This window comes from Paracoccus nototheniae (assembly GCF_004335005.1).
Taxonomy (GTDB): Bacteria; Pseudomonadota; Alphaproteobacteria; order Rhodobacterales; family Rhodobacteraceae; genus Paracoccus; species Paracoccus nototheniae.
The window spans coordinates 38,118-60,033 of the sequence record NZ_RQRT01000002.1; the positions used below are offsets into that span (position 1 = coordinate 38,118).

Genomic DNA, 21,916 nt, shown 5'->3' on the forward strand with positions numbered 1-21,916 from the left:
GTCCAGCATTTATTGATGGCATGAAACTGTTGACGCCGCGGTCTGTTGTCCGCTACCTAAACCGAGGTCACAGTTTATGGCCGGACGGATCGGGGGAGGCCGGTCCGCCAAAGCATCCAAGGGAGGGTTCGACAATGCGGAAATTCACATTTGCGACGACGGCTGCGCTGATGGCGTCGGTCTGGGGCGGCGCGGCACTGGCACAAGAGACCCGCGAATTCGAGGTCAGCCTGCCACTTGGCCCCGAATCGCATCAGGCCGTCGGCGTGCTGAAATTCGGCGAAGAGCTGGAGCGGCTGTCCGAAGGCCGCCTGACCATCCGCCCCCAATATGACAACGCCCTGGGCGCCGAACGCGAGGTGGTCGAGGGAATGAGCTTTGGCCTGATCGACATGGGCATCACCTCGACCGGTCCGATGGGCGGGTTCGTGAACGACTTCATGCTGTTCGATCTGCCCTATATCTTCACCACGGCGGATGCGGCCTATGCCTTCCTTGACAGCGAACACGGCACCGCACTGGCCGACAAGCTGGAGGCCGAAACGAACGTCAAGATCCTCGGCTGGATGGAAAACGGCTTTCGCCACAACACCAACAATGTCCGCGCCCTGAACACGCCCGAGGATCTGGCGGGCATCCGTCACCGCACGCAGGAAAGCCGCGTGCAGGTGGATACCTGGACGGCGCTTGGGGCCAATGCATCGCCCATGGCCTGGACCGAGGTGTTCACCGCATTGCAGCAAGGTGTGATGGACAGCCAGGAAAACCCGGTGCCGACCATCTATGACGTGAAATTCTATGAGGTGCAGGAATACCTGAACCTGACCCAGCACGTCTATTCGCCCGCCCCGCTGATGATGGGGGCGGATCTGTTCAATTCGCTGTCCGAGGCCGATCAGACCATCGTGCTGGAGGCGGCAGCCATCGCCACCCCGGTGCAGCGCGAGGCCTCGCAGCAGATGGAACAGGATCTGGTGGCCGAGCTGGAGACGCTTGGCATGACCGTGACCCGTCCCGATCTGGCGCCTTTCAAGGAACGCGTGCAGCCGGTGATCGCACAGTGGAAAGACACGGTCGGGGCCGAACTGGTCGACGCCGCGCTGGCCACCGCGCCCTGAGGCGCACCATCGGCCGGACAGCGCGTCCGGCCGATCATCTTTCCCGGGGGAGGTAAGGAATGCAGGGTCTTCTGACGGCGCTGGTGCGCGGGGTTGACGGGATCAACTGGATGATCGGCTGGCTGATGGCCGCTTTGATGGCGGTCATGACGGTGCTGATCAGCTGGCAGGTCTTTGCCCGCTATGTGATGGGCGATTCCCTGACCTTTTCCGAAGAGGTGGCGCGGTTTTCCACGGTCTGGCTGACCATGCTGGGCGCGGCCTATGCCTATCGGCAGGGGTCGCTGATCGCGGTCGATCTGCTGTCTGGCCTTGCCGGGCCGCGCATGGCGATCGCGCTGCGCGTCACGGTGGCGCTGGCCACGGCGGTCTTTGCGCTAGTTTTGTTCCGGTACGGGCTGGCGATCACCGAACGCGTCATGTCCCAGACCGCCCCCAGCACGCGTGTGTCGATGGGCTGGCTTTACGGCGCGATGCCTGCGGGGGCGCTGATGATCCTCATCAACTCCGCCGCCGTCATCGCCGACTGCTTTCGCCCGCAGGAGGGCTAGATCATGACCGCATTGCTTTTCGGATTGCTGCTGGTCCTGCTGCTGGCGGGCGTCCCGGTGGCCTTTGCCCTGGGGCTGGCCGCCATCGCGACCATCTGGCAGGGCGAGATCATGCCCATGCTGATCGTCCCGCAGGAAATGATCCGCTCGATCAACTCGTTTCCGCTGCTGGCGATCCCGTTCTTCATTCTGGCGGGCAACCTGATGCAATCGGGCGGCATCTCGAAACGGCTGGTGGTCTTTTCGCGCACGCTGGTCGGCAGCATGAATGGCGGGCTGGCGATGGTGGCGATCATCACCTCGGCCTTTTTCGCGGCGATCTCGGGGTCGGGGGCGGCGACGACGGCGGCGGTGGGCGCGATCCTGATCCCGGCGATGGTCGCGCAAGGCTATAACGCGTCCTATGCGGCGGCCAATCAGGCGGCCTCGGGCGCGCTTGGCGTCATCATTCCGCCCAGCATTCCGTTGATCCTCTATGCCATCTCGGCCAATCAGTCGGTGGGCGACATGTTCGCGGCGGGGTTCCTGCCGGGCTTTGTCGTGGTCGGTGCGCTGCTGATCTTTGCGTATCTTCATGCGATGCGCCACCCCTCGACCCGGGACGCGCCCTCGACCTTGGGCGACATGGTCCGCGCCGGGCGCAAGGCGATCCTGGCGCTGCTGATGCCCACGCTGATCCTGGGCGGCATCTATGGCGGCATCGTCACCCCGACCGAGGCGGCGGTCGTCGCCGTGGTCTATTCGCTGCTGGTCGGCGTCGTCATCTATCGCGAACTGCCCTTGCGAGAGCTGCCGGTGATTTTGCGCGACAGCGCCATCACCTCGGCGGTGGTGCTCAGCATCATCGCGGCGGCGGGGCTGTACGGGCGCATCATCCTGTCGCTGCAGGTGCCCGCCGCGATTTCCGAATTCGTGATCGGCGCCATCGACAGCCCGTGGGTGTTCATCATTCTGGTCAATATCCTGCTGCTGTTCGTCGGCATGTTCCTGGAGGCGGCGGCGGCGATCCTGATCTTTACCCCGATCCTGTTGCCGATCGCGCTGAATTTCGGCATCCATCCGGTGCATTTCGGGATCATCATGGTCGTCAATCTGGCCATGGGCATGTTCACGCCGCCGGTCGGTCTGAACCTGTTCATCGCGGCGCAGATATCGCGGCTGTCGATCGCGCAGTTGTCGCGGGCGGTGCTGCCCTTTGTCGTGCTGATGCTGATCGCGCTGATGATCATCAGCTTTATCCCCTGGCTGTCGCTGGCCCTGACCGGCGCCTGACGCGCCCGCAATCGAAAGGATACCCCCCCTCATGGATCTTCAGCTTCAGGGCGCCCGCGTCATCGTCACCGCCGGGGCGGGCGGCATCGGGCGCGCCATCGTCGACGCCTTTCTGGCCGAAGGCGCGCAGGTAACCACCTGCGACATCGATCAGGCGGCGCTGGACAGCCTGCCCAAGACCGTCAAGGCGCAGCGGGTGGACGTGTCCGATCACGCGGCGCTGGCGGCCTTCATCGATCAGGCGGCGGATCGGATGGGCGGTATCGACTGTCTGGTCAACAATGCCGGCATCGCCGGTCCCACCGGCCGGATCGAGGATCTGGACGTAACGGAGATCGAACGCTGCCTGTCGGTCTGTCTGACCAGCCAGTTCATCACCACGGGCCGCGCCGTGCCGCATCTGCGTGCCAGCGCCAATCCGTCGATCGTGAACATCTCGTCACTGGCGGGCAGGCTGGGGTTCCGGCTGCGCAGCCCCTATGCGGCGGCGAAATGGGGGGTGATCGGGCTGACCAAATCCATGGCGGCGGAACTGGGCCCCGACCGCATCCGCGTCAATGCGGTTCTGCCGGGACTGGTCGCGGGCGACCGCCAGCGCCGGGTGCTGGAGGCGCGGGCTGCGTCGCGCGGCATCGCCTTTGAACAGGCCGAGACCGAGGCGTTTTCATACACCTCGATCCGTGATTATGTGACGCCGCAGCAGATTGCCGATCAGATCCTGTTTCTGGCCAGCCCGCGCGGGCGCACCATCTCGGGTCAGGCGATCTCGGTCTGCGGGGATACGGGAATGCTGGGATAACGAATGACTGATGCACGCGCCTTTCTGACCGGACTGTTCGACGCCGCCGTGACCGCCGCCGATCCGCGCGCGGTGCTGAAAGGGCAGCTGCCCGATCCGCCCAAGGGGCGCACGGTGGTCGTCGGCGCCGGCAAGGGCGCCGCCCAGCTGGCCCGCGCCTTCGAGGAACTGTGGCCCGCCCCCTGTCAGGGCGTGGTCGTCACCCGCTATGGCTATGCCTGTCCGACAAGGACGATCAAGGTGATCGAGGCCGCACATCCGGTTCCCGACGCGGCGGGGTTGGCCGCATCGGCAGCGCTGATGGATGCGGTGTCCGGGCTGGGGCCCGACGATCTGGTCGTGGCGCTGATCTGCGGTGGCGGATCGTCGCTGCTGCCGCTGCCGCCCGGCGATCTGGACCTGGCGGACGAGGCGGCGCTGAACCGTGCGCTGCTGGCATCGGGGGCGCCCATCGGGGTGATGAACGCGATCCGCAAGCAGGTGTCGGGCATCAAGGGCGGGCGGCTGGCACTGGCGGCGGCCCCGGCGCGGGTGGTCACGCTGGTCGTGTCCGACGTGCCGGGCGACGATCCCGCGCAGGTCGCATCCGGCCCGACCATCCCCGATCCGGCCGGCCGGGACGAGGCACGTCGGTTGGTGCGCGATTACCGCATCGCGCTGCCTGACCGGGTGGCGGGATGGCTGGCGGGCGATCAGGGGCTGGCGCCGCGCCCCGACGATCCGGGTTTCGACGGGCATGTGCACCGCGTCATCGCCTCGGCCCGCATCTCGCTGGAGGCGGCGGCGCGGGCGGCGGCGATGCCGGTGGCGATCCTGTCCGACAGCATCGAGGGCGAGGCGGCGGATGTGGGCCGCGTCCATGCCGCCATCCTGCGCGAGGTCGCGTTGCGCGACCGTCCCTTTGCGCGGCCCATCCTGATCCTGTCGGGAGGAGAGACCACCGTGACCCTGTCTGGCGATGGCGGCCGGGGCGGGCGCAATTGCGAGTTTCTGCTGTCGCTGGCCTTGGCCGCCGAAGGGGCGCGCTTTGACGCGCTGGCCGCCGATACCGACGGCATCGACGGGACCGAGGCGAATGCCGGGGCCTTTGCCGATGGCACCACCTGCGCGCGGCTGCGCCAGAGGGGGCTGGACCCGCGCGCGATGCTGCGCGGCCATGACAGCTGGACCGGGTTCGACGCGCTTGGCGATCTGTTCAGCCCCGGTCCGACCGGCACCAATGTGAACGATTTTCGCGCGATCCTGCTGCGCTGACGGGCCAGCAACAGCCTGCCACGTCCGCACCATCGGACAAGGGCCGGGGCACGCGCTCCGGCCCTTGTCCGTGTCCGGGTCAGATCATCCGCGCGGTGACAGTCATGCTGGTCAGATAGGCCTCGATGCCCTCGGACCCACCTTCCGATCCGAAGCCGGAATCGCGCACGCCGCCAAAAGGCGTTTCCGGCAGGGCCAGCGCGAAATGGTTCACGCCCAGCATGCCGGTCTGCACGCGGCTTTGCACCTGATGCAGGGTCGCCAGCCGTCCGGTGAACAGATAGGCGCCCAGACCCACGGGCAGGCGGTTCGCCTCGGCAATCGCTGCGTCCAGATCGGGGACGCGGATGACCAGCGCCAGCGGGCCAAAGGGTTCCTCGTTCATGGCCAGCATCGTGTCGGCCATGCCCGACAGGATGGTGGGGGCATAGAAATTGCCCGTCTGACCGATGCGATGGCCGCCTGTCTCGATCCGGGCGCCCTTGACCACCGCATCCTCGACCATGTCCGACACGGTGCCCAGCTGACCCGCCGAGGTCAGCGGCCCCATCTGAACGCCCTCGTCCACACCGCGGCCCACCGTCAGGGCGGCAGCGCCTTGGGCAAAGCGGCGGACGAACTCGTCATGGATGCTGTCATGCACGATGAAACGGGTGGGCGACACGCAGACCTGACCGCAATTGCGGAATTTCCACTGCACCGCCAGCGGGATCAACTGATCCAGATCGGCATCCGCCGCGACGATGACCGGGCCGTGGCCGCCCAGCTCCATCGTCACCTTCTTCAGATGCTTGCCCGCGCTGGCCGCCACGATCCGCCCCACCCGCGCCGATCCGGTCAACGAGACCTTGCGGATCTGCGGCGCCGCGATCAGCGCATCCGACAGATCCGAGGCCGCCCCCCACAGGACCGAGATCGCCTTTGGCGGCAGCCCCGCCTGCAGCAGGCATTTGCCGATCAGCCATGCGGTGCCCGGCGTGTCGGAGGCGGGCTTGACCACCACCGCGCAACCCGCGCCAAGCGCGGGCGCGACCTTTTGCATCGTGTTCCATGCCGGGAAATTCCACGGCGTGAAGGCCGCGACGGGACCGATCGGATGGCGCAGCACCTGGATCTGGATGTCGGGCGCGCGTGAGGGGACGACGCGGCCATAGACGCGGCGGCCTTCCTCGGCGAACCAGTCCAGCAAATCGGCCGATCCCATCCATTCGCCCCGCGCCTCGGTCAGGGGCTTGCCCTGTTCCTGCGACATGATCCGGGCCGCCTCGTCGGCGCGCTCGCGCATGATGTCGGCGGCGCGGCGCATGATCCTGGCGCGCTCGAAGGCCGACAGGGCGGCCCATTCGGCGCTGCCAGCCTCGGCGGCGATCACGGCCTCTTCGGCCTCGGGGCGGCCCGCGCGGGGCGCGATGGTCAATTGCGATCCGTCCGAGGGGTCGGACAGGATCAGGGTGCCGGCAGAGCCGTCGCGGCGCTCATCGCCGCCCACGATCAGGGTCAGGTCGGGATACATCGGTGTCTCCTGCAGGGATTGCATGTCAGCGGTCATTGTTCAGCATCATGTCAGCGCCCTTGGCGGCCAGCATCATCACGGCGGCCTGAGTGTTGCCCGACACCATTTCCGGCATGACCGAGGCGTCGATCACGAACAGCCCGTCCAGCCCGTGCACCTTCAGCGACGGGTCCACGACCGCCATCGGATCGGTGCCCATCCGGCAGGTGCCCGCCGCGTGATAGATGGTTTGGCCATTGGCGCGGGCAAAGGACAGCCAGTCGGCATCGCCGGTGCAACCGGGGCCGGGGTTCAGTTCCTCGACCCGGAACGCATCCATTGGCGCTTGGGCGATGATGTCGCGGGCCAGCTTCATCCCGTCGACCATGGTCTGGCGGTCGATCTCTTCGGCCAGAAAATTCGGCACGATGCGGGGCTGGTCGGCCAGATGAGGCGTCACCGCATGGATCGATCCGCGCGATTGCGGGCGCAGCTGCGTCACCCCCAGGGTCATGCCCGGAAAGGAATGCAGCTTGCGTTCGGCGGCATTGGCATAGCTGGCATGCATGAAAAAGAACTGCACATCGGGGCGATCCAGATCGGGGCGCGTGCGCAGGAACGCATGGTTCAGACCGGTGCCATAGGTCAGCACCCCCTTGCGCGACACGGCATATTTCAGCACCTCGGCCAGCAGGCGGGGGCCGCGCGTCAGCTCGTTCAGCGTCACCTTTTGCGAGACGCGCCAGTTCAGCCGGGTGCAGAAATGGTCCAGATAATTCTCGCCCACGCCGGGCAGGTCATGCAGCGGCGCGATCCCGGCAGCCGCCAGCCGCGCCGGATCGCCGATGCCCGACAGTTCCAGCAGATGCGGCGTCTGCACGGCGCCCGCCGCTATGATGATGCGGTTTGCCAGAACCGTGCGGTCGCCGCCCTTGCGGGTCAGGGTGATGCCGGTCGCGCGCTTGCCCTCCAGCAGGATGCGGGTCACACGGGCATCGGTCAGCACGGTCAGGTTCGCCCGGCCCCGCGCCGGTCGCAGCCATGCGCGGTCGGCGGAAAAGCGTTCGCCGCCCCGTTGGTTGACCTGATACCAGCCGACGCCCTCTTGGGTGCGGCCATTGTAGTCGGGATTGAAACGTTGGCCCTGCGCCTTTGCCGCCTCAATGAAGGCGGTGCCGATGGGGCTTTTCTCGATCACCTCGGCGATGGGCAAGGGGCCGTCATGACCGCGCAGATTGTCGGGATCGGGCAGATCCCACCGCTCGATCGCCTTGAAATACGGCAGGACGCCCGCCCAGTCCCAGCCCCGGGCGCCGCGATCCTGCCACAGGTCGTAATCCTGCGGCTGGCCGCGCACATAGATCATGCCGTTGATCAGGGTCGATCCGCCCAGACCCTTGCCGCGCGGAATGGCGATACGGCGGTAATTCGTGGCCTCTTCCTCGGCGCTCCAGAAGCCCCAGTTATAGCGCTTGTTGACCAGCAGCTTGTAAAACCCCGCCGGAATGCGCACCCAGGGCGACCGGGCCTCGCCGCCCGCCTCGCACAGCAGCACGCGCTGGCGGCCCGACCGGGTCAGTGCCTCGGCCAGAATGCAGCCTGCCGTGCCGCCGCCGACGATCACCACGTCATATTGCGCGTTATCGGGGATATCCTGTGCCATGGATCAAGCGCTTTCTGCGGGGGAGGGGGGGGCGCCCATATGCAGGGCCATCAGGCGGATCTGATGGCGCAGCATGGGGCGACCGAAATGGATGCGCACGCCACGCGCCTGCGCCAGCGCCAGAAGCGGGGTCAGCTCGGGCTCCATGATCGCCTCGGCGACGATCTGGCCCGGGCGGAAGGCGTGATCGTCTAGCGGCAGTCCGTCGCCCGCCCGCAGCCCAAGCGATGTCGCGTTCACGATCAGATCATGGCGCGGGGTGTCGGGCAGACCCGCATCAACCCGGGTGCCGGGATAGGTGTCCGTGACGCGCCGGGCCAGATCGCGGGCCTTGTCCAGCGAACGGTTGTTGATGGTCAGCCGCGCCACGCCCGCCTCGGCCAGGGCAAAGGCGATGGCGGCACCCGCCCCCCCCGCGCCCAGCAGGCAGGCATCCATGCCGGTCAGGCTGACGCCTTCGGCCTGCAGGCCGCTGACAAAGCCGCGCCCGTCCAGCATGGCGCCGATCAGGCGGCCATCGGGATCGCGGCGCACGGCATTCACCGCCCCGATGCGCGCGGCGTCGCCCACGACCTCGTCACAGATCGCCAGCATGGCGGTCTTGTGCGGCACGGTCGCGATCAGCCCGGCAAAGTTCTGCACGGCCCGCATGGCGTCCATAAAGGGTGCCAGTTCGGGCGGGCGGACGTGGAAAGGGATCAGCACCCCGTCATGGCCGAGGGCGGCGAAATGGGCGTTCATCTCCTCGGGGGTTTTGACGTGATGGATGGGGTCGGCGACGATGCCGTAGATGCGGGTATGGCCGGTGATCATCTGTGCCTCAGGTCATGTACAGGCCGCCAGCCACATCGATGGTCTGGCCGGTGACAAAGCTGGATTCGGTCGAGGTCAGCCACAGCGCGACATCCGCGACCTCGGCCGGGGCGCCAAGGCGGCCCATGGGGGTCAGGCGGACCTGTTCGGCGTTGACCGATGCTGCGACGCCCGCGACCATCGGCGTCTCGATCCGGCCCGGCGCCATCGCGTTCACGCGGATGGAATAGGGGCCCAGTTCGGCGGCCAGATGCTTGGTGAAGCCGATCACCGCCGATTTGGTTGCGGCGTAATGGCAGGCCACGACCGGCGAATAGGTCTTGCCCGCCACGGACGAGGTGTTGACGATCCAGCCCCGCCGCGCCTGCACCATCGCGGGCGACAAGGCGCGGATGGCGTTGAAGCTGCCGGTCAGGTTCACATCGACCACCCGGCGCCATTCGTCGGGCGGCATCTGCCAGACCTTCAGCGCGACCCCGTCGGTTTTGGGCGAGATGCCGGCATTGTTCACGATCGTGTCGAAATCAAGGCCGGTGGCGCGCAGGGCGGCCTCCAGCGCATCGTAATCGGTCACGTCGCAGGGCAGGGGCACGGCGCGCCCCGGCCCGGTGGCGTTCAGCTCGGCGCAGGCTTGGGCCACCGCTGCCGGATCGATGTCGCAGATCGCGACGGTGGCGTGGCGTTCGACAAAGGCTTCGGCGATCGCCCGCCCGATGCCGCGCGCGGCCCCGGTGACCAGCACGGCGCGCCCCGCATGGGACGGGCGCAGGCGGATAGCGTCGGGGGTGATTTCGGTCATCTCCATGGCTCAGATCCCCAGATAGGCGCGGCGGATGTGGTCGTTCTTCAGCAGCGCGGCTGCGGTGTCGGCCAGAACGATGCTGCCGTTTTCCAGCACATAGCCCCGGTCCGCGACGCTGAGCGTGGTGAAAACGTTCTGTTCCACGATCAGGACCGTCGTGCCGGTGGCCGCGATCTGGCGCACCACGTCGAAGACCTGCGTGACGATGATCGGCGCCAGCCCAAGCGAGGGCTCGTCGAACATCAGGATCGTGGGCTTGGCCATCATCCCCCGCGCAATGGCCACCATCTGCTGTTCGCCCCCCGACAGGGACGCGGCATTCTGGTCCAGCCGTTCCCGGACGCGGGGGAACAGGGTCAGAACCTCTTCCAGACGGCTTTCCTGATCGGCGCGGGCAGATTTGCGATAGGTGCCCATCTGCAGATTTTCGCGGACCGTCATGTCGGGGAACAGCTGGCGCCCCTCGGGGACCAGAATGATGCCCCGGTCGACGACCTCATGGGCGTGCAGGCGGGTGATATCCTCGCCCTGAAAGGTGATCTTGCCCCGGCGCGGCAGGATCTGGCCCACGATGGTGCGCAGGGTCGTCGTCTTGCCGGCGCCATTGGCGCCGACGATGGTGACGATTTCGCCGGCCTTCACGTCAAGGCTGACATCCTGAAGGATGGTGGTCGGACCATAGCCCGCGTCGATGTTTTCAAGCGTGAGCATGGGCAAACTCCTTTCCCAGATAGGCCTCGATCACCTGCGGATCGCGCACGACATCCTGCGGACGCCCCTGGGCGATCACCTCGCCCGAGGCCAGCACGATCACCCGGTCCGACAGCGACATGACCGCCTGCATGACATGTTCGATGGCGATGATGGACACGCCCCCGTCGCGGATCGACAGCATCAGGTCGATGGCGCGGCGCACATCGGTCTGATTGATGCCCGCCATCACCTCGTCCAGCAGCAGGACGCGCGGCTCCATCGCCATGACGCGGGCGACCTCCAGCCGCTTGAGACCGCCGATGGTCAGGCCACGCGCCTCGGTCTGCAGCAGCGGGCCAAGGCCCATCTTCCATGCGGTCTGGCGTGCCGCCTCGCGGGCGTTCTTTTCGTCATGATGGCGGTGGAAGGCGCCGACCATGATGTTTTCCTCGACCGACATGGCGGCAAAGGGCTGCACGATCTGGAAGGTCCGGCCCAGACCGATGGCAGCAAAGTCGGCGGGGTTGTTCGGCTGATGGAACTGCCCGTCGGGGCCGCGCATCGACACGGTTCCCGAATCCGGCGCCAGGAACCCCGAGATCATGTTGAACACGGTTGTCTTGCCCGCGCCATTGGGGCCGATCATGCCCAGAACCTCGCCCTCGCGCAGGGTGAAGTTCACGTCGCGGGTGACGGCAAGACCGCCGAAGTTCTTGTTCAGCCCTTCGACCCGCAGGATGTCCTGACCGATGCCCGCACGATCGGGCGAGGGCGTCGCATAGGCTTTGGCAGGCGCGGTGATCGGGCCGGTCTCTGTCGTGACCGGTTCGTCTGTCGTGTCACCCGCAGGGGTCTTGGGGGTGATGAAGCGCTTGATGACGCTCATGATGCCGTTGGGCATGAACAGGACGAACCCGATCAGCACCAGACCATAGACAAAGCCGTGCAGGCCAAGCGCGGATGAGCCAAGCGAGGCGCGCGCCCATTCGGTGATCGGCACCAGCAGCACCGCACCCAGCAGCGGACCCGTGACCGTGCCGATGCCGCCGATCAGCGCGAACATCGCGATCTGGATCGAGAAGACCAGCGAGAACATCGCCGCAGGTTCGATGAAGGTCAGATACATCGCATGGAACGTGCCCAGCATTGCGCAGAGCGCCGATGAGATGGCGACCGCGATCAGCCGCACCCGCACGGTGCGCACCCCTGCCGCCCGGGCGGCGGATTCGCGTTCGCGGGTGGCGACCAGATGAAAGCCTAGGCGCGACCGGCGCACGGCCCCCGCCACGGCCAGCGTGACCAGCAGCATCCCGAACACGATCAGCAGCGACGGCCAGCGTTCGCGGAACACCATCCAGGTCCAGCCAAGGCGCAGGTCGATCATCATGCCCGTCGCGCCGCCGGTGACGCTGGTGAACTGCAGCGCCAGCACGCGCATCACCTCAAGGAAAGCGATCGAGGCCAGCGTATAGAACGGCCCCTTGAGCCGGAAGCAGGGATAGGAGATCACCATGCCCACCACGGCGGCCAGCGCGGCGCCGACGAACATGCTGAGCCAGGGGGTGATGCCCATCTGGAACATGATCATGCCGACATAGGCGCCAATGCCATAGAACATCGCATGGCCAAGCGACATCTGCCCGGCAAAGCCGCCGACGATGTTCCAGGCCGTGGACAGGGCCGCGAACAGGCAGATGGTGATGAAGATATGCGAAACGAAGGCGTTGTCGATCACCAGCGGAACGACCAGCAGGGCGGCCAGCAGGCCTGCCAATGCGATCTGGCCGCGGCGCGAGGGCGCCTTGCCGGGGGGCGTCTGCGGCCCGGCGGAAGGGTCTGAATTGCTCATGACGGATCCTCAGGACAGGTGCGACAGGGTCATCCGCTTCCCGAACAGCCCCGAGGGCCGAAGGATCAGGATGACAAGGAAAAGGCCGAAGACGACGGCTTCGCGCAGGCCGGAACCGATGTAATATCCGGCGGCGCTGTCGACGATGCCAATGACCATCGCGCCGAAGAAGGCGCCGGGGATCGACCCCAGACCGCCCAGCACCACGACCACAAAGGCGGTCAGCACGAAATAGGTGCCGATATTGGACGAGGTCGGATAGAGCGGCGCGATCAGCACGGCGGCCAGACCGACGCAGGCGGCGCCCAGACCGAAGCTGAGGATATAGATGCGCGGCACGTTCACACCCATCAGCTCGGCGGCGACCCGATGCTGGGCCACGGCGCGGATGGCGCGTCCGGTCTGGCTGTTCTTCAGGAACAGCTGCAGGGCTGCGACCAGCGCGATGGCGGCCAGAAAGATGTACAGCTGCCCGGTCAGGATGCGCACCGGCCCCAGCTCGATGGGCGCGCGCAGCCCGAAGGTCGGCGTGTTGGCGATATCGGCGCCATAGGTCAGCAGCGCCAGGTTCATCAGCGCGGTGGACAGGCCCACGGTGGCAAAGATCTGGACGTGGTCATCCTCGGCCCCCATCAGCGGCTGGATCAGCAGCCGCTGCGTCAGCGCGCCCATGATGAACATGGCCGGGACGACCAGAATGACCGAGGCATAGGGGTGATATCCCATCCGCGTGGTGATCATCCAGGTCAGGAACATCCCGACCATCAGGAACTCGCCATGGGCAAAGTTCACGACCTTGACGATCCCGAAAATCAGGGTCAGGCCGATCGCGACGATCGCGAACAGGCCCCCCAGCATCAGGCCGTTCGTGATGATTTGAAGAAAGGTTGTCATATCTGGCGTCCCCGGTCAGGGGGGGCGGCACGAATGGCCGCCCCGGCAGGATCAGTTGTCAAAGCGGATCGGGGCGACGGCGGCGCTTTCGGGATAGATCGTCACCAGACGTCCGTCCTGCCATTGCATGCCCATCATCGCGGCGCGTTCGTTCTGGTTGTTTTCGCCGAACTTGACGCCGTGGCCTGCGGCGGTCGCGCCGTCGGGAATGTCTATGGCCTTCAGGGCGGCGACGATCTGGTCGGGCTCGGTGCCTTCGCCCGCCGCGATGCCGTCAAGGATCGCCTTGGCGCCGACATAGTTGACCAGCGAATGGCCCGAACGCGGCGGCGTGCCGTATTTTTCCTGATAGGCGGCCGAGAATTCCTCAAGGCCGGGCGTGGCCTCGGTGTTCACGGCGAACTGGGTGAAATCGACATCGAAGACGCCGTCGATGATGTCATGGCCGACCGCGTCGGCGGTGGGCTGCATCGAATAGCCGCCGCCGCCGCCGATGATCGCCAGCGGATCGTATCCGGCCTCGTTCGCCTGCTGCAGAAACAGCACGGAATCGTTCTGGTACGAGGTCTGCAGCACGACATCGACTCCCGCCTCGCGCAGGCCCAGCACGATGGAGGACATGTCCACGCTGTTGGCCGCGTAATGGGCTTTCATCGCGACGTTCAGCCCGGCTTCCTTGGCATGCGTTTCCTGATGGCCCGCAACCGAAGTGCCATAGGACGAGTCCTCGTAGATGATGCCCAAGGTCAGGTCTTCGGGGGCCTTGCCCAGTCCCGGCGCGATGCTGTCGACCAGCAGCCGGATGGAATCGGCGCCCATGTTGGCGGCGGTGGGGTTGGTGCGGAACAGGTATTCCAGACCCCGGCCCGTGACCTCGTCGGCCACCGCGCCCAGTTCGAAATAGGGCACGCCCGCCAGTTCGCTGACCTGCGATGCGGCGATCGCGCGGGCCGAGGAATAGCTGCCGAAGATGCCCTTGACGCCGACAAAGGAAATCAACCGCCGCGCCTCGCCGGTGGCCTGATTGTTGTCGACCGCATCGCCGCGTTCCAGAACGACCGGCTCGCCCTGCAAGCCGCCAGCGGCGTTGATCTCGTCGATGGCGATTTCCAGACCGCGCGCGCTTTCCTCGCCCAGCAGGGCCAGCGGGCCGCTGATGGGATAAAGCGAGCCGAACTTGACCTCGGCAAAGGCGGGCGAGGCAAGGGCCAGCGCAAGGGCCGTGCCTGTCAGATAGGTCTTGATGGTCATGATGGTCTCCTCCCAGATGTGATCAGTAATTCAGGGCCTGTTTGCCGGTGAAGCTGGTGACAGGCGGATAGGCGCGTTCGTCGGTCACCACGTCGATGACGCTGACGGTGCCGGATGCCAGCGCGTCGCGCAGCGCCGGGGCCAGCTGGTCGGGGTGGTCGATGCGGACCCCAGTGGCACCGCAGGCCCGGGCGATGGCGGCATGATCGACGGGGTCGAAATGCACGACATCGGTATGGCTGCCGAACAGGCTGAGTTCGGCATGCTTCTGATAGCCGAGGATCTGGTTGTTCAGCACCACCACCACGACCGGCAGGGCCATGCGGCGCGCGGTTTCCAGTTCCGCCCAGACATGGGCGAACCCGCCATCGCCGGTCAGGCAGATGACCGGCGCGTCCGGGCGCGCGGCCTTGGCCCCGATGGCATAAGGCAGGCCCCAGCCCAGCCCGGCCAGCCCGCGCGGCGTCAGCACCCGCTGGCCCGGCTTGCGGATGGTGATGCCGTCGGCCACCCAGATCGAGGAATAGGACGCATCGGCCACCACGATGGTATCGGGGGTGATCAGGCGGTCGATCTCGGCCACGACACGCTCGGGGCGCAGGGGCGTGGCGTCGGAACCGGCCTGCGTGCGGGATGCGCTGCCAAGGGCGTCGCGGATCCGGCTTTCGGTCGCGGCGCGCGCAGTCTGGCGGGCGGTCAGATCCTGACCCGCCAGCGCGGTCACCAGACCTTGCAGCCCAAGACGCGCATCGCCGACCAGACGCAGCGCGGGATAGTTGCGCCCGACCTCGGTCCCGTCGATGTCCAGTTGGATATAGCGGGCGTCGCGGGGATAAAGGCTCCAGCTGTCGGTGCCGTTCTGATTGGTCCGGGTGCCGGCCAGCAGGATGACATCAGAATCGGCCACCATCGGCGCAAGGGCCGCCGCCCGCGCGCCCGGTCCCATGAAATAGCCCACGACGCCAAGGGACAGGGGATGGGTTTCATCGACCGCGCCCTTGCCCATGACGGTGGTGGCGACCGCAAAGCCCAGATCCTGCAGCTGCGCCAGCGCCGCATGGGCGCCTGCCGAATGCACGCCGCCGCCCGCGATGATCAGGGGACGCTGGGCGCCTGCCAGCAGGGCTGCCGCCTCGGCCAGACGGGCCGGGTCGGGGGCGGTGGGATCTAGCGGGTATTGGCCGAAACCCTCGCGCGAGGCCGGGTCGGGGGTGGTCTCCTCGTCGAACAGATCGACCGGCACCATCAGCACGGCCGGGCCCGCCCGCCCCGTGGCGGCCGCGACAAATGCCATGTCGATGTAATCGTCCAGCCGCGAGATTTCGGACACCCGCCGCACCCATTTGGCGACGCCCTGAAACAGCGCCAGATGGTCCAGTTCCTGAAATGCGTTGCGGTCTGTGTTCTGGCGGTGAACATCCTGCACGATGGCCACGATGGGGATCGAGGCCTTCAGCGCCTCGGCCAGACCGGGCACCAGCAGGGTCGCGGCCGGGCCGTTCTGCGCCGTCACCACCGCCACGCGGCCCGACAGGCGGGCATAGGCATCGGCCATCGCGGCGCCGGCGTTTTCGGTGCGATAGCCGATCTGCGTGATCCCGTAATCGGGCGCCGCCAGAAACAGCGCCGAGGGGATCGACTGGCCAAAGACCTGCGTCACGCCGTGGCGCTGCAGGGCGCGGGCCATGATCTGCGCTCCGGTCCGGGTGGTGGGGCTGGCATCTTTCACGGCGTCACTCCTTGGGGCAGGGGGGCTTTGTCGCAGGCGGGGGTTGTCAGGATGATCTTGCCGGTATGGGCCGAGGCCTCCAGCCGGGCATGGGCCGCGCGCACATCGTCCAGATCAAAGGTGGAATCGATCATCGGGCGGGCCTGCCCGTTGCGGATCAGCGGCAGGACGTGGTCCTCGACCGCGCGGGCCAGCGCCGCCTTCATTGCCAGAGGCCGCGCGCGCAGGGTCGATCCGGTCAGGGTCAGCCGCTTGAACAGCAGCGGGCCCATGTTCATCTGCGCCTGCGATCCCTGCTGAAAGGCGATCTGGGCGATGCGCCCGTCTTCGGCGACCAGATCCAGATTGCGCTGCATATAGGGGCCGCCGACCATGTCGAGGATCACCTCGGGGCCGCGCCCCTGGGTCAGCGCACGCACCTCGGTCACGAAATCGCTGTCGCGGTAATTGATCGACGCGCTGGCCCCGATCCGTTCCGAGGCGCGGCATTTCTGGTCGCTGCCGCAGGTCGTGATGACCCGCGCGCCAAGGGCGGTGGCCAGCAGCGTCGCGGTGACGCCGATCCCCGAGGTGCCGCCATGGATCAGCACCGTTTCCCCTGCGGTCAGACCGGCGCGCTGGAACAGGTTGCTCCAGACGGTGAAATAGGTTTCGGGAATGCCTGCGGCCTCGATCATGGACAGACCGTCCGGGACGGGCAGGCAGGCATCGACCTGCACGATGGCCTCATGCGCATAGGCGCCGCCCGCGACCAGCGCCATGATCCGGTCGCCGGGACGAAAGCGGGTGACATCGGGGGCGGTTGCCATGACCTCGCCCGACAGTTCCAGCCCCAGAACATCGGTCACCCCGGCGGGCGGGGGATAGGCCCCCTCGCGCTGCATGGCATCGGGGCGGTTGACGCCCGCGGCATGGACGCGCACGCGCATCTCGCCGGGGCCAAGGTCGGGCAGGGTGCGGTGAACGATGTCCAGCACCTCGGGGCCACCGGGTCGTGTCGCCACGACCGAGGGGATCTGCATCTGGGTCATTCGGGGGTCTCCTGCGGGAACAGCATCACTTTCTGGGCGGCGCGGCTGCGCGCCAGATCAAAGCCCTGCCGCGCCTGCGACAGCGGCAACCGGTGCGAGATCATGCCCGCGTACAGTCCGGGGTCCGCCGCCAGCCGGGCAATCGCCTCGGCAAAGGTGGCGGGCGTGGAATCATGGGTGCCGCGCAGCTGTTTCTTGCCGCGCACCAGCAGGTTCAGGTCCAGAGAAAGGCTGTCGTGATGAATGCCCGCCACGGTGACCACGCCGCCCGACCGGACGGTCTGCAACGCATCGGTGACGCTTTGCGGATGGCCCGTCGCCTCGATCACGGCATCGGGGGCGCGGCCCAGATGGCGGACGGCGGCGTCCTGCAGGGGGCCGTCGCGCAGATCGGCACAGGCGGCGATGCCCATGGCGCGGGCGCGGTCCAGCCGGGGCCCGTCGTCCAGACCAACCAGCAGGACATGGGCGCCGCGCGCCTGCGCCACCAGTGCGATGCCCAGCCCGATGGGGCCGGGGCCCAGCACCGCCACCCGGTCGCCGGGACGCAGCCCGGACACATCGACGGCGGTGATGGCGACGGCCAGAGGCTCGGCCAAGGCGGCCACGTCCAGCGCCAGATCGCGGGGCAGGGCGTGGGCATTGGCGGCGGGGATCGATGCGACGGGGGCAAAGCCGCCATCCAGATGCAGCCCGATGATGCGCCGCGCGGTGCAGCCTTGCGGATCGCCCGCCCGGCAGGCCGCACAGGTGCCGCAGGTCAGGGTGGGCGCGCAGACGACCGGATCGCCGACGCCCAGACCGGTCACGCCCGCGCCGACCGCCGTCACATGCCCGGCGAATTCATGCCCAAGCGTCAGCGGCAGGCAGGGCGCCATGAACCCGTAAGAGGCGTCCCAGCCTTCGGCATGCAGATCGCTGCCACAGATCCCGGCGGCATGAACCGCGATCAGAACATGGCCCGGAGCCGGCGTGGCGGGTGCCGGTTCGTCGGTAAGTTGGATCCCCGCAGCGGGAATGATTTTGCGTAAGGCTAGCATTAGATCCCCCGATGGCGCATTTGGCTCCTCAACCGCATCATGCGCCGCGTTGCTGTTATAAGTAACTTGTTATAACACTGAGTCAACCAGAAACTGCCCACTTGGCAGCCAGAGGACTTGTACGATGACCGAACCCTTTGAGAACGGTTGGATAAAGCCGATCCAGCGCCAGAACCTGAGCGAGCTTGCCTATACCAATCTGCGCCGCGCCCTGATGGAGGGGCGGATGAAGCCCGGCGACGATCTGCCGTTGCGGCCGATTTCCAAAAGCTTCGGGATCAGCGCGACCCCCATGCGCGAGGCGCTGCTGCGTCTGGTGACCGAACGGGCGCTGGATATCGACGGCAAGGGGCGCATCTCGGTCCCGCATCTGACGCGCGCGACCCTGGTCGAGATCCGCACCGTGCGCGGCTTTCTGGAGGGTAATGCCGCGCGCCAGGCCGCACAAAGCGCCGCCCCCGAGGCGGTGGATGCGTTGGAACGTCTGCATGACGATCTGGCACGGGCGCAGGATGCGGGCGATTTCGAACGCGCCATCGGGCTGAACACGGCATTTCACCTCAAGCTGTGCGAGATTGCCGGGCTGCCGGTCTCCTATGAGGTCGTGTCGAACCTGTGGGTGCGCTGCGGGCCGCTGCTGTCGCATCTGTACGATGGCGGGTTGCCGCCGAACTGGGATCCGCATCCGCATGTGCGCATCGTCACGGCGATCCGCGCCGGCGATCCGGACGCGGCTTATGATGCGCTGAACATGGATATCGACGGCGGCGGCGCGGGCCTTCTGGCCCATGTCCGCGACTAGGCCCGATCAGGCCAGCGCATCGGCGATCAACCCAAGGGGATGGCGCGGCGTGATCCGGCTGAGCCGTTCGGCCTGACAGCGGCAGGAAAAACCGGTCGCCGCGACGGGCACATCGCCCTCGACCGCGCTGCGCCATGACAGATCGTACAAGGTCCGCGACACCGGCTGATGGCGCTGCTGATGCCCGAACAGACCCGCCATGCCGCAACAGCCGCTGGCTTGTGCCTCGGCCGGGATGCCAAGGGTGGTCAGCACGCGCGCCCAGGCCGCGCCGCTGTCGGGATGGGCGGCGCTTTCCGTGCAATGCGACAGGATCCGGGCCGGGGCGGCGGATTGCGCCCGGGGGAATGACCGGCCCTGCGCGATCTGATCGCTTAGGAAATCCTGCGCCAGCAGGACGGGTGGGGGGCTTTGGCCCGCCTTGGGATAATCCTGCCGCAGCATCATTACAAAGGCCGGGTCCAGCCCGATCATGGGCACGCCCGACGCAGCCCCCTTGTCCAGGGCCGCAACCAGCCGCGCCGCCATCGCGTCAAAGCCGCGCCGGTCGCCCAGATTCTGCGCGGCCTTCCCGGCAGGCTGCATGTCGACCAGCAGCGGGCGATAGCCAAGCGCGCTCAGCCCGGCGATCGCGTCCCGTGCGATGGCCTCATCGAACAGGGCGGTGAACCAGTCCTGCCACAACAGCACGGTCCCCTGGGGCAAGGGGCCGCCCAGATCAGCCGGGGCGATGCGGTGGCGGGCCTCGATCGGGCCGGCCAGCGCATGAGGCAGATCGACCACGCCCAGCAGCGGCCCGGCGATGCGTCGGGCCAGCGGCCAAAGCGGGCGCAGCAGCGGCGACAGGCGCAGGGTCAGCGCGCTGAACCGTTCGGCCAGCAGAACCAGCCGGTCGGCCAGCGGGCGGCGGTGGCGGGCATAGTGATCGGCATAGAACGCCGCGCGCATCGTCGGAATATCCACCTGCACCGGGCAACTCGAGGCGCAGGCCTTGCAGCCCAGACAGCTGTCCAGCACGGCCAACAGATCGGCCTCGGCCTCGGCCTGCGGATCCGCATCTGATCCGGCGTCGCGGGCGGTCTTCCATCCCCGCAGCGCATCGGCGCGGCCCTTGGGGGAATGGCGCAGATCGCCCGTCGCCTTGAAGGACGGGCACATCGGCACCGTCGCCTTGTAACTGAGGCATTGCGCATTGCCATTGCAGCGAAAGGCCTTTTCCAGCGGATCGCCGGGGGCGCTGTTGAAGGCGCGGAACGGGGTCGTGGCGATCCCCATCGGCGCGCGCGTCAGCGTCACCAGCTTGCCGGGGTTGAAGCGTTCGGCGGGATCGAAGGTCGCCTTGACCTGCTGCAGGGCGGCGTAAGCCTCGGGGCCCAGAAACCGCGGCAGATAGGCGCCGCGCACCCCCTTGCCATGTTCGCCCCAGAAGATGCCGCCATGCTGGCCGACCAGATCGAAGATCGCATCCGATACCGCCACCAGCCGGTCGCGATCCTGCGCCAGATCGATGTTCAGCGCCGGGCGGATATGCAGGCAACCGACATCGACATGGCCATAGATGCCGAAACCCAGCCCATGCGCGCGCAGGATGTCCAGAAAGCCGTCGATGAAGGCGGGCAGAGCCTCGGGCGGGACGACGCAATCCTCGACAAAGGCCACCGGGCGGCTCGGGCCCTCCACCTTGCCCAACAGCCCCACCCCGGCCGAGCGGATCGCCCACAGATCGGCGATCTCGGCCCGGTCGCGGGCCTGATGCAGGGCGGTCAGGCCGGGCAGGGTGGCCAGACGCGCCATGCAGGTGGCGATCCGCGCCTCGATCGCGCCCGCGTCATGGCCGTTGAATTCGATGAACACATAGGCCACATCGCCCGCCGGGCGCAGCGCGGCGGGCAGGCGCGTCAGGATGCCTGCACCCTCGGCGATCTGCTGGACCCATTCATCCATCACCTCGATCGCGGTCGGATCATCGGCCAGCAGCGGCGTGGCGGCGGCCAGTGCGTTGCGGAAACTGTCGAAACCCGCGACGATCAGACGCTTTTCCGGCTCGATCCGGCGCAGCTTGACGCGGATGCGGGTGATCGGGCCAAGCGTGCCCTCGGCCCCCAGAAACAGCCGCCACCATTCAAAGCCGCCCGCCTCGGGGCAGGCGCGTTCCAGATCATAGCCGGTAAAGCGCCGGTTCAGCCGGGGGGTCGCGGCGACAAAGGCCGCCCGCCCGTCGCGCGCACCCCGTTCGACGGCGGCCAGCAGGGGCTGCGCCCAGTCCGGCGCGGTCGACAGGCTGGACAACAGCCCCTGGGGCCGTGCAATTTCCAGCCCCAGCACATTGTCCGAGGTCTTGCCATAGATCCGCGACCCCTTGCCCGAGGCATCGGTGGACACCATCCCCCCGATCGTGCAGCGCGTCGAGGTCGAGGTTTCGGGCGCAAAGAACCAGCCCTGCGGGCGCAGCGCATCGTTCAGCGCGTCCAGCACGACGCCGGGTTCGACATCGGCCCAGCCCTCGGTCGTATCGACATGCAGGATGCGGGTCATGTGGCGGCGCATGTCCAGCACAAGGCCCCGGTTCAGGCTTTGACCATTGGTGCCGGTGCCGCCGCCCCGTGCGGTCAGGGCGACATCGGCAAAGGCCGGGTCGTCCAGCACCCGCAGTGCGCGCACCACATCATCGGCCTCGCGCGGTGCGGCGATCAGGTCGGGGGTGATCTGATAGACCGAATTGTCTGTGGACATGGCCGCGCGCAGGGCATGGTCAGCCTCGATCTGGCCGGTAAACCCTGCGGCCTTCAGGGCGGCGGTCAGACCGCCGGCCAGTTCGCTGGTCAGGCTGTCGGGAAAGATCAGGTCGCGCATGGGGCCTCCG

18 protein-coding genes are annotated in these 21,916 nt (G+C 67.3%); 6 read left to right on the forward strand and 12 right to left on the reverse strand.

All coding sequences use genetic code 11. The features are described 5' to 3' along the window. The first annotated feature begins 134 nt into the window (after positions 1–134). From EG885_RS01175 to EG885_RS01195, 5 genes are read left to right on the forward strand one after another with little or no spacing between them, the layout of a single operon-like run. Positions 135–1,118, forward strand: a complete 984-nt coding sequence (locus EG885_RS01175; protein ID WP_131572641.1) for a DctP family TRAP transporter solute-binding subunit — start codon at positions 135–137, stop codon at positions 1,116–1,118. Positions 1,119–1,177: 59 nt separating this feature from the next. Beyond that, complete coding sequence (locus tag EG885_RS01180; RefSeq protein WP_131572642.1) at positions 1,178–1,669, forward strand: TRAP transporter small permease; 492 nt, start codon at positions 1,178–1,180, stop codon at positions 1,667–1,669. Between the two features lie 3 nt (positions 1,670–1,672). After that, a complete protein-coding gene (locus EG885_RS01185) occupies positions 1,673–2,941 on the forward strand; it encodes a TRAP transporter large permease (RefSeq protein WP_131572643.1) in 1,269 nt (422 codons plus the stop codon). Positions 2,942–2,972: 31 nt separating this feature from the next. Beyond that, complete coding sequence (locus EG885_RS01190; RefSeq protein ID WP_131572644.1) at positions 2,973–3,740, forward strand: SDR family oxidoreductase; 768 nt, start codon at positions 2,973–2,975, stop codon at positions 3,738–3,740. A gap of 3 nt (positions 3,741–3,743) precedes the next feature. Continuing rightward, positions 3,744–4,994, forward strand: a complete 1,251-nt coding sequence (locus EG885_RS01195; RefSeq protein WP_131572645.1) for a glycerate kinase type-2 family protein — start codon at positions 3,744–3,746, stop codon at positions 4,992–4,994. A gap of 79 nt (positions 4,995–5,073) precedes the next feature. Here the strand turns inward: EG885_RS01195 and EG885_RS01200 are convergent, their stop codons facing one another. Genes EG885_RS01200 through EG885_RS01245 form a run of 11 tightly spaced genes read right to left on the reverse strand, consistent with a single transcriptional unit; the run spans position 5,074 to position 18,251 of the window. After that, positions 5,074–6,531: an NAD-dependent succinate-semialdehyde dehydrogenase gene (locus tag EG885_RS01200; protein ID WP_242679453.1), complete on the reverse strand. Its 1,458-nt coding sequence runs from the start codon at positions 6,529–6,531 to the stop codon at positions 5,074–5,076. Between the two features lies 1 nt (position 6,532). Then, entirely contained in the window at positions 6,533–8,149 is a 1,617-nt protein-coding gene (locus EG885_RS01205; protein ID WP_131572646.1) for a GMC family oxidoreductase, read from the reverse strand. Between the two features lie 3 nt (positions 8,150–8,152). After that, a complete protein-coding gene (locus tag EG885_RS01210) occupies positions 8,153–8,962 on the reverse strand; it encodes a shikimate dehydrogenase family protein (RefSeq protein ID WP_131572647.1) in 810 nt (269 codons plus the stop codon). A 7-nt stretch (positions 8,963–8,969) separates the two neighbouring features. Continuing rightward, positions 8,970–9,767 (reverse strand): 3-oxoacyl-ACP reductase FabG, encoded by a 798-nt coding sequence (gene fabG, locus EG885_RS01215; RefSeq protein WP_131572648.1) that lies wholly within the window; start codon positions 9,765–9,767, stop codon positions 8,970–8,972. Between the two features lie 3 nt (positions 9,768–9,770). Next, the gene (locus EG885_RS01220) at positions 9,771–10,475 is read right to left on the reverse strand and encodes an ABC transporter ATP-binding protein (RefSeq protein ID WP_131572649.1); all 705 of its coding nucleotides are present in this window, start codon (positions 10,473–10,475) and stop codon (positions 9,771–9,773) included. Beyond that, positions 10,462–12,306: a branched-chain amino acid ABC transporter ATP-binding protein/permease gene (locus EG885_RS01225; protein ID WP_207392164.1), complete on the reverse strand. Its 1,845-nt coding sequence runs from the start codon at positions 12,304–12,306 to the stop codon at positions 10,462–10,464. Before EG885_RS01225 ends, EG885_RS01220 begins: the two co-directional genes overlap by 14 nt. 9 nt (positions 12,307–12,315) lie before the next feature. Then, positions 12,316–13,200: a branched-chain amino acid ABC transporter permease gene (locus EG885_RS23025; protein WP_207392165.1), complete on the reverse strand. Its 885-nt coding sequence runs from the start codon at positions 13,198–13,200 to the stop codon at positions 12,316–12,318. Between the two features lie 51 nt (positions 13,201–13,251). Further along, positions 13,252–14,451, reverse strand: a complete 1,200-nt coding sequence (locus EG885_RS01230) for an ABC transporter substrate-binding protein (RefSeq protein WP_131572650.1) — start codon at positions 14,449–14,451, stop codon at positions 13,252–13,254. Between the two features lie 22 nt (positions 14,452–14,473). Further along, a complete protein-coding gene (locus EG885_RS01235; protein WP_242679454.1) occupies positions 14,474–16,180 on the reverse strand; it encodes an acetolactate synthase catalytic subunit in 1,707 nt (568 codons plus the stop codon). Further along, positions 16,177–17,211, reverse strand: a complete 1,035-nt coding sequence (locus EG885_RS01240) for an NAD(P)H-quinone oxidoreductase (RefSeq protein WP_131572651.1) — start codon at positions 17,209–17,211, stop codon at positions 16,177–16,179. The genes EG885_RS01235 and EG885_RS01240 overlap by 4 nt, the downstream gene beginning before the upstream one ends. After that, the gene (locus tag EG885_RS01245) at positions 17,208–18,251 is read right to left on the reverse strand and encodes a zinc-dependent alcohol dehydrogenase (RefSeq protein ID WP_131572652.1); all 1,044 of its coding nucleotides are present in this window, start codon (positions 18,249–18,251) and stop codon (positions 17,208–17,210) included. The genes EG885_RS01240 and EG885_RS01245 overlap by 4 nt, the downstream gene beginning before the upstream one ends. A gap of 124 nt (positions 18,252–18,375) precedes the next feature. Between EG885_RS01245 and EG885_RS01250 the strand changes: the two genes are divergently transcribed. Continuing rightward, positions 18,376–19,053, forward strand: a complete 678-nt coding sequence (locus EG885_RS01250; RefSeq protein ID WP_131572653.1) for a GntR family transcriptional regulator — start codon at positions 18,376–18,378, stop codon at positions 19,051–19,053. A gap of 6 nt (positions 19,054–19,059) precedes the next feature. Here EG885_RS01250 and EG885_RS01255 read toward each other — a convergent pair whose 3' ends face one another. Beyond that, entirely contained in the window at positions 19,060–21,906 is a 2,847-nt protein-coding gene (locus tag EG885_RS01255) for an FAD-binding and (Fe-S)-binding domain-containing protein (RefSeq protein WP_131572654.1), read from the reverse strand. Positions 21,907–21,916: the final 10 nt, after the last annotated feature.

What these genes read in the sequence shown, in the direction of transcription:
- EG885_RS01175 (WP_131572641.1), top strand. Translation starts at nt 135, where the DNA reads ATGCGGAAATTCACATTTGCGACGACGGCTGCGCTGATGGCGTCGGTC.
- EG885_RS01180 (WP_131572642.1), top strand. Translation starts at nt 1,178, where the DNA reads ATGCAGGGTCTTCTGACGGCGCTGGTGCGCGGGGTTGACGGGATCAAC.
- EG885_RS01185 (WP_131572643.1), top strand. Translation starts at nt 1,673, where the DNA reads ATGACCGCATTGCTTTTCGGATTGCTGCTGGTCCTGCTGCTGGCGGGC.
- EG885_RS01190 (WP_131572644.1), top strand. Translation starts at nt 2,973, where the DNA reads ATGGATCTTCAGCTTCAGGGCGCCCGCGTCATCGTCACCGCCGGGGCG.
- EG885_RS01195 (WP_131572645.1), top strand. Translation starts at nt 3,744, where the DNA reads ATGACTGATGCACGCGCCTTTCTGACCGGACTGTTCGACGCCGCCGTG.
- EG885_RS01200 (WP_242679453.1), bottom strand. Translation starts at nt 6,531, where the DNA reads ATGCAATCCCTGCAGGAGACACCGATGTATCCCGACCTGACCCTGATC.
- EG885_RS01205 (WP_131572646.1), bottom strand. Translation starts at nt 8,149, where the DNA reads ATGGCACAGGATATCCCCGATAACGCGCAATATGACGTGGTGATCGTC.
- EG885_RS01210 (WP_131572647.1), bottom strand. Translation starts at nt 8,962, where the DNA reads ATGATCACCGGCCATACCCGCATCTACGGCATCGTCGCCGACCCCATC.
- fabG (WP_131572648.1), bottom strand. Translation starts at nt 9,767, where the DNA reads ATGGAGATGACCGAAATCACCCCCGACGCTATCCGCCTGCGCCCGTCC.
- EG885_RS01220 (WP_131572649.1), bottom strand. Translation starts at nt 10,475, where the DNA reads ATGCTCACGCTTGAAAACATCGACGCGGGCTATGGTCCGACCACCATC.
- EG885_RS01225 (WP_207392164.1), bottom strand. Translation starts at nt 12,306, where the DNA reads ATGAGCAATTCAGACCCTTCCGCCGGGCCGCAGACGCCCCCCGGCAAG.
- EG885_RS23025 (WP_207392165.1), bottom strand. Translation starts at nt 13,200, where the DNA reads ATGACAACCTTTCTTCAAATCATCACGAACGGCCTGATGCTGGGGGGC.
- EG885_RS01230 (WP_131572650.1), bottom strand. Translation starts at nt 14,451, where the DNA reads ATGACCATCAAGACCTATCTGACAGGCACGGCCCTTGCGCTGGCCCTT.
- EG885_RS01240 (WP_131572651.1), bottom strand. Translation starts at nt 17,211, where the DNA reads ATGACCCAGATGCAGATCCCCTCGGTCGTGGCGACACGACCCGGTGGC.
- EG885_RS01245 (WP_131572652.1), bottom strand. Translation starts at nt 18,251, where the DNA reads ATGCTAGCCTTACGCAAAATCATTCCCGCTGCGGGGATCCAACTTACC.
- EG885_RS01250 (WP_131572653.1), top strand. Translation starts at nt 18,376, where the DNA reads ATGACCGAACCCTTTGAGAACGGTTGGATAAAGCCGATCCAGCGCCAG.
- EG885_RS01255 (WP_131572654.1), bottom strand. Translation starts at nt 21,906, where the DNA reads ATGCGCGACCTGATCTTTCCCGACAGCCTGACCAGCGAACTGGCCGGC.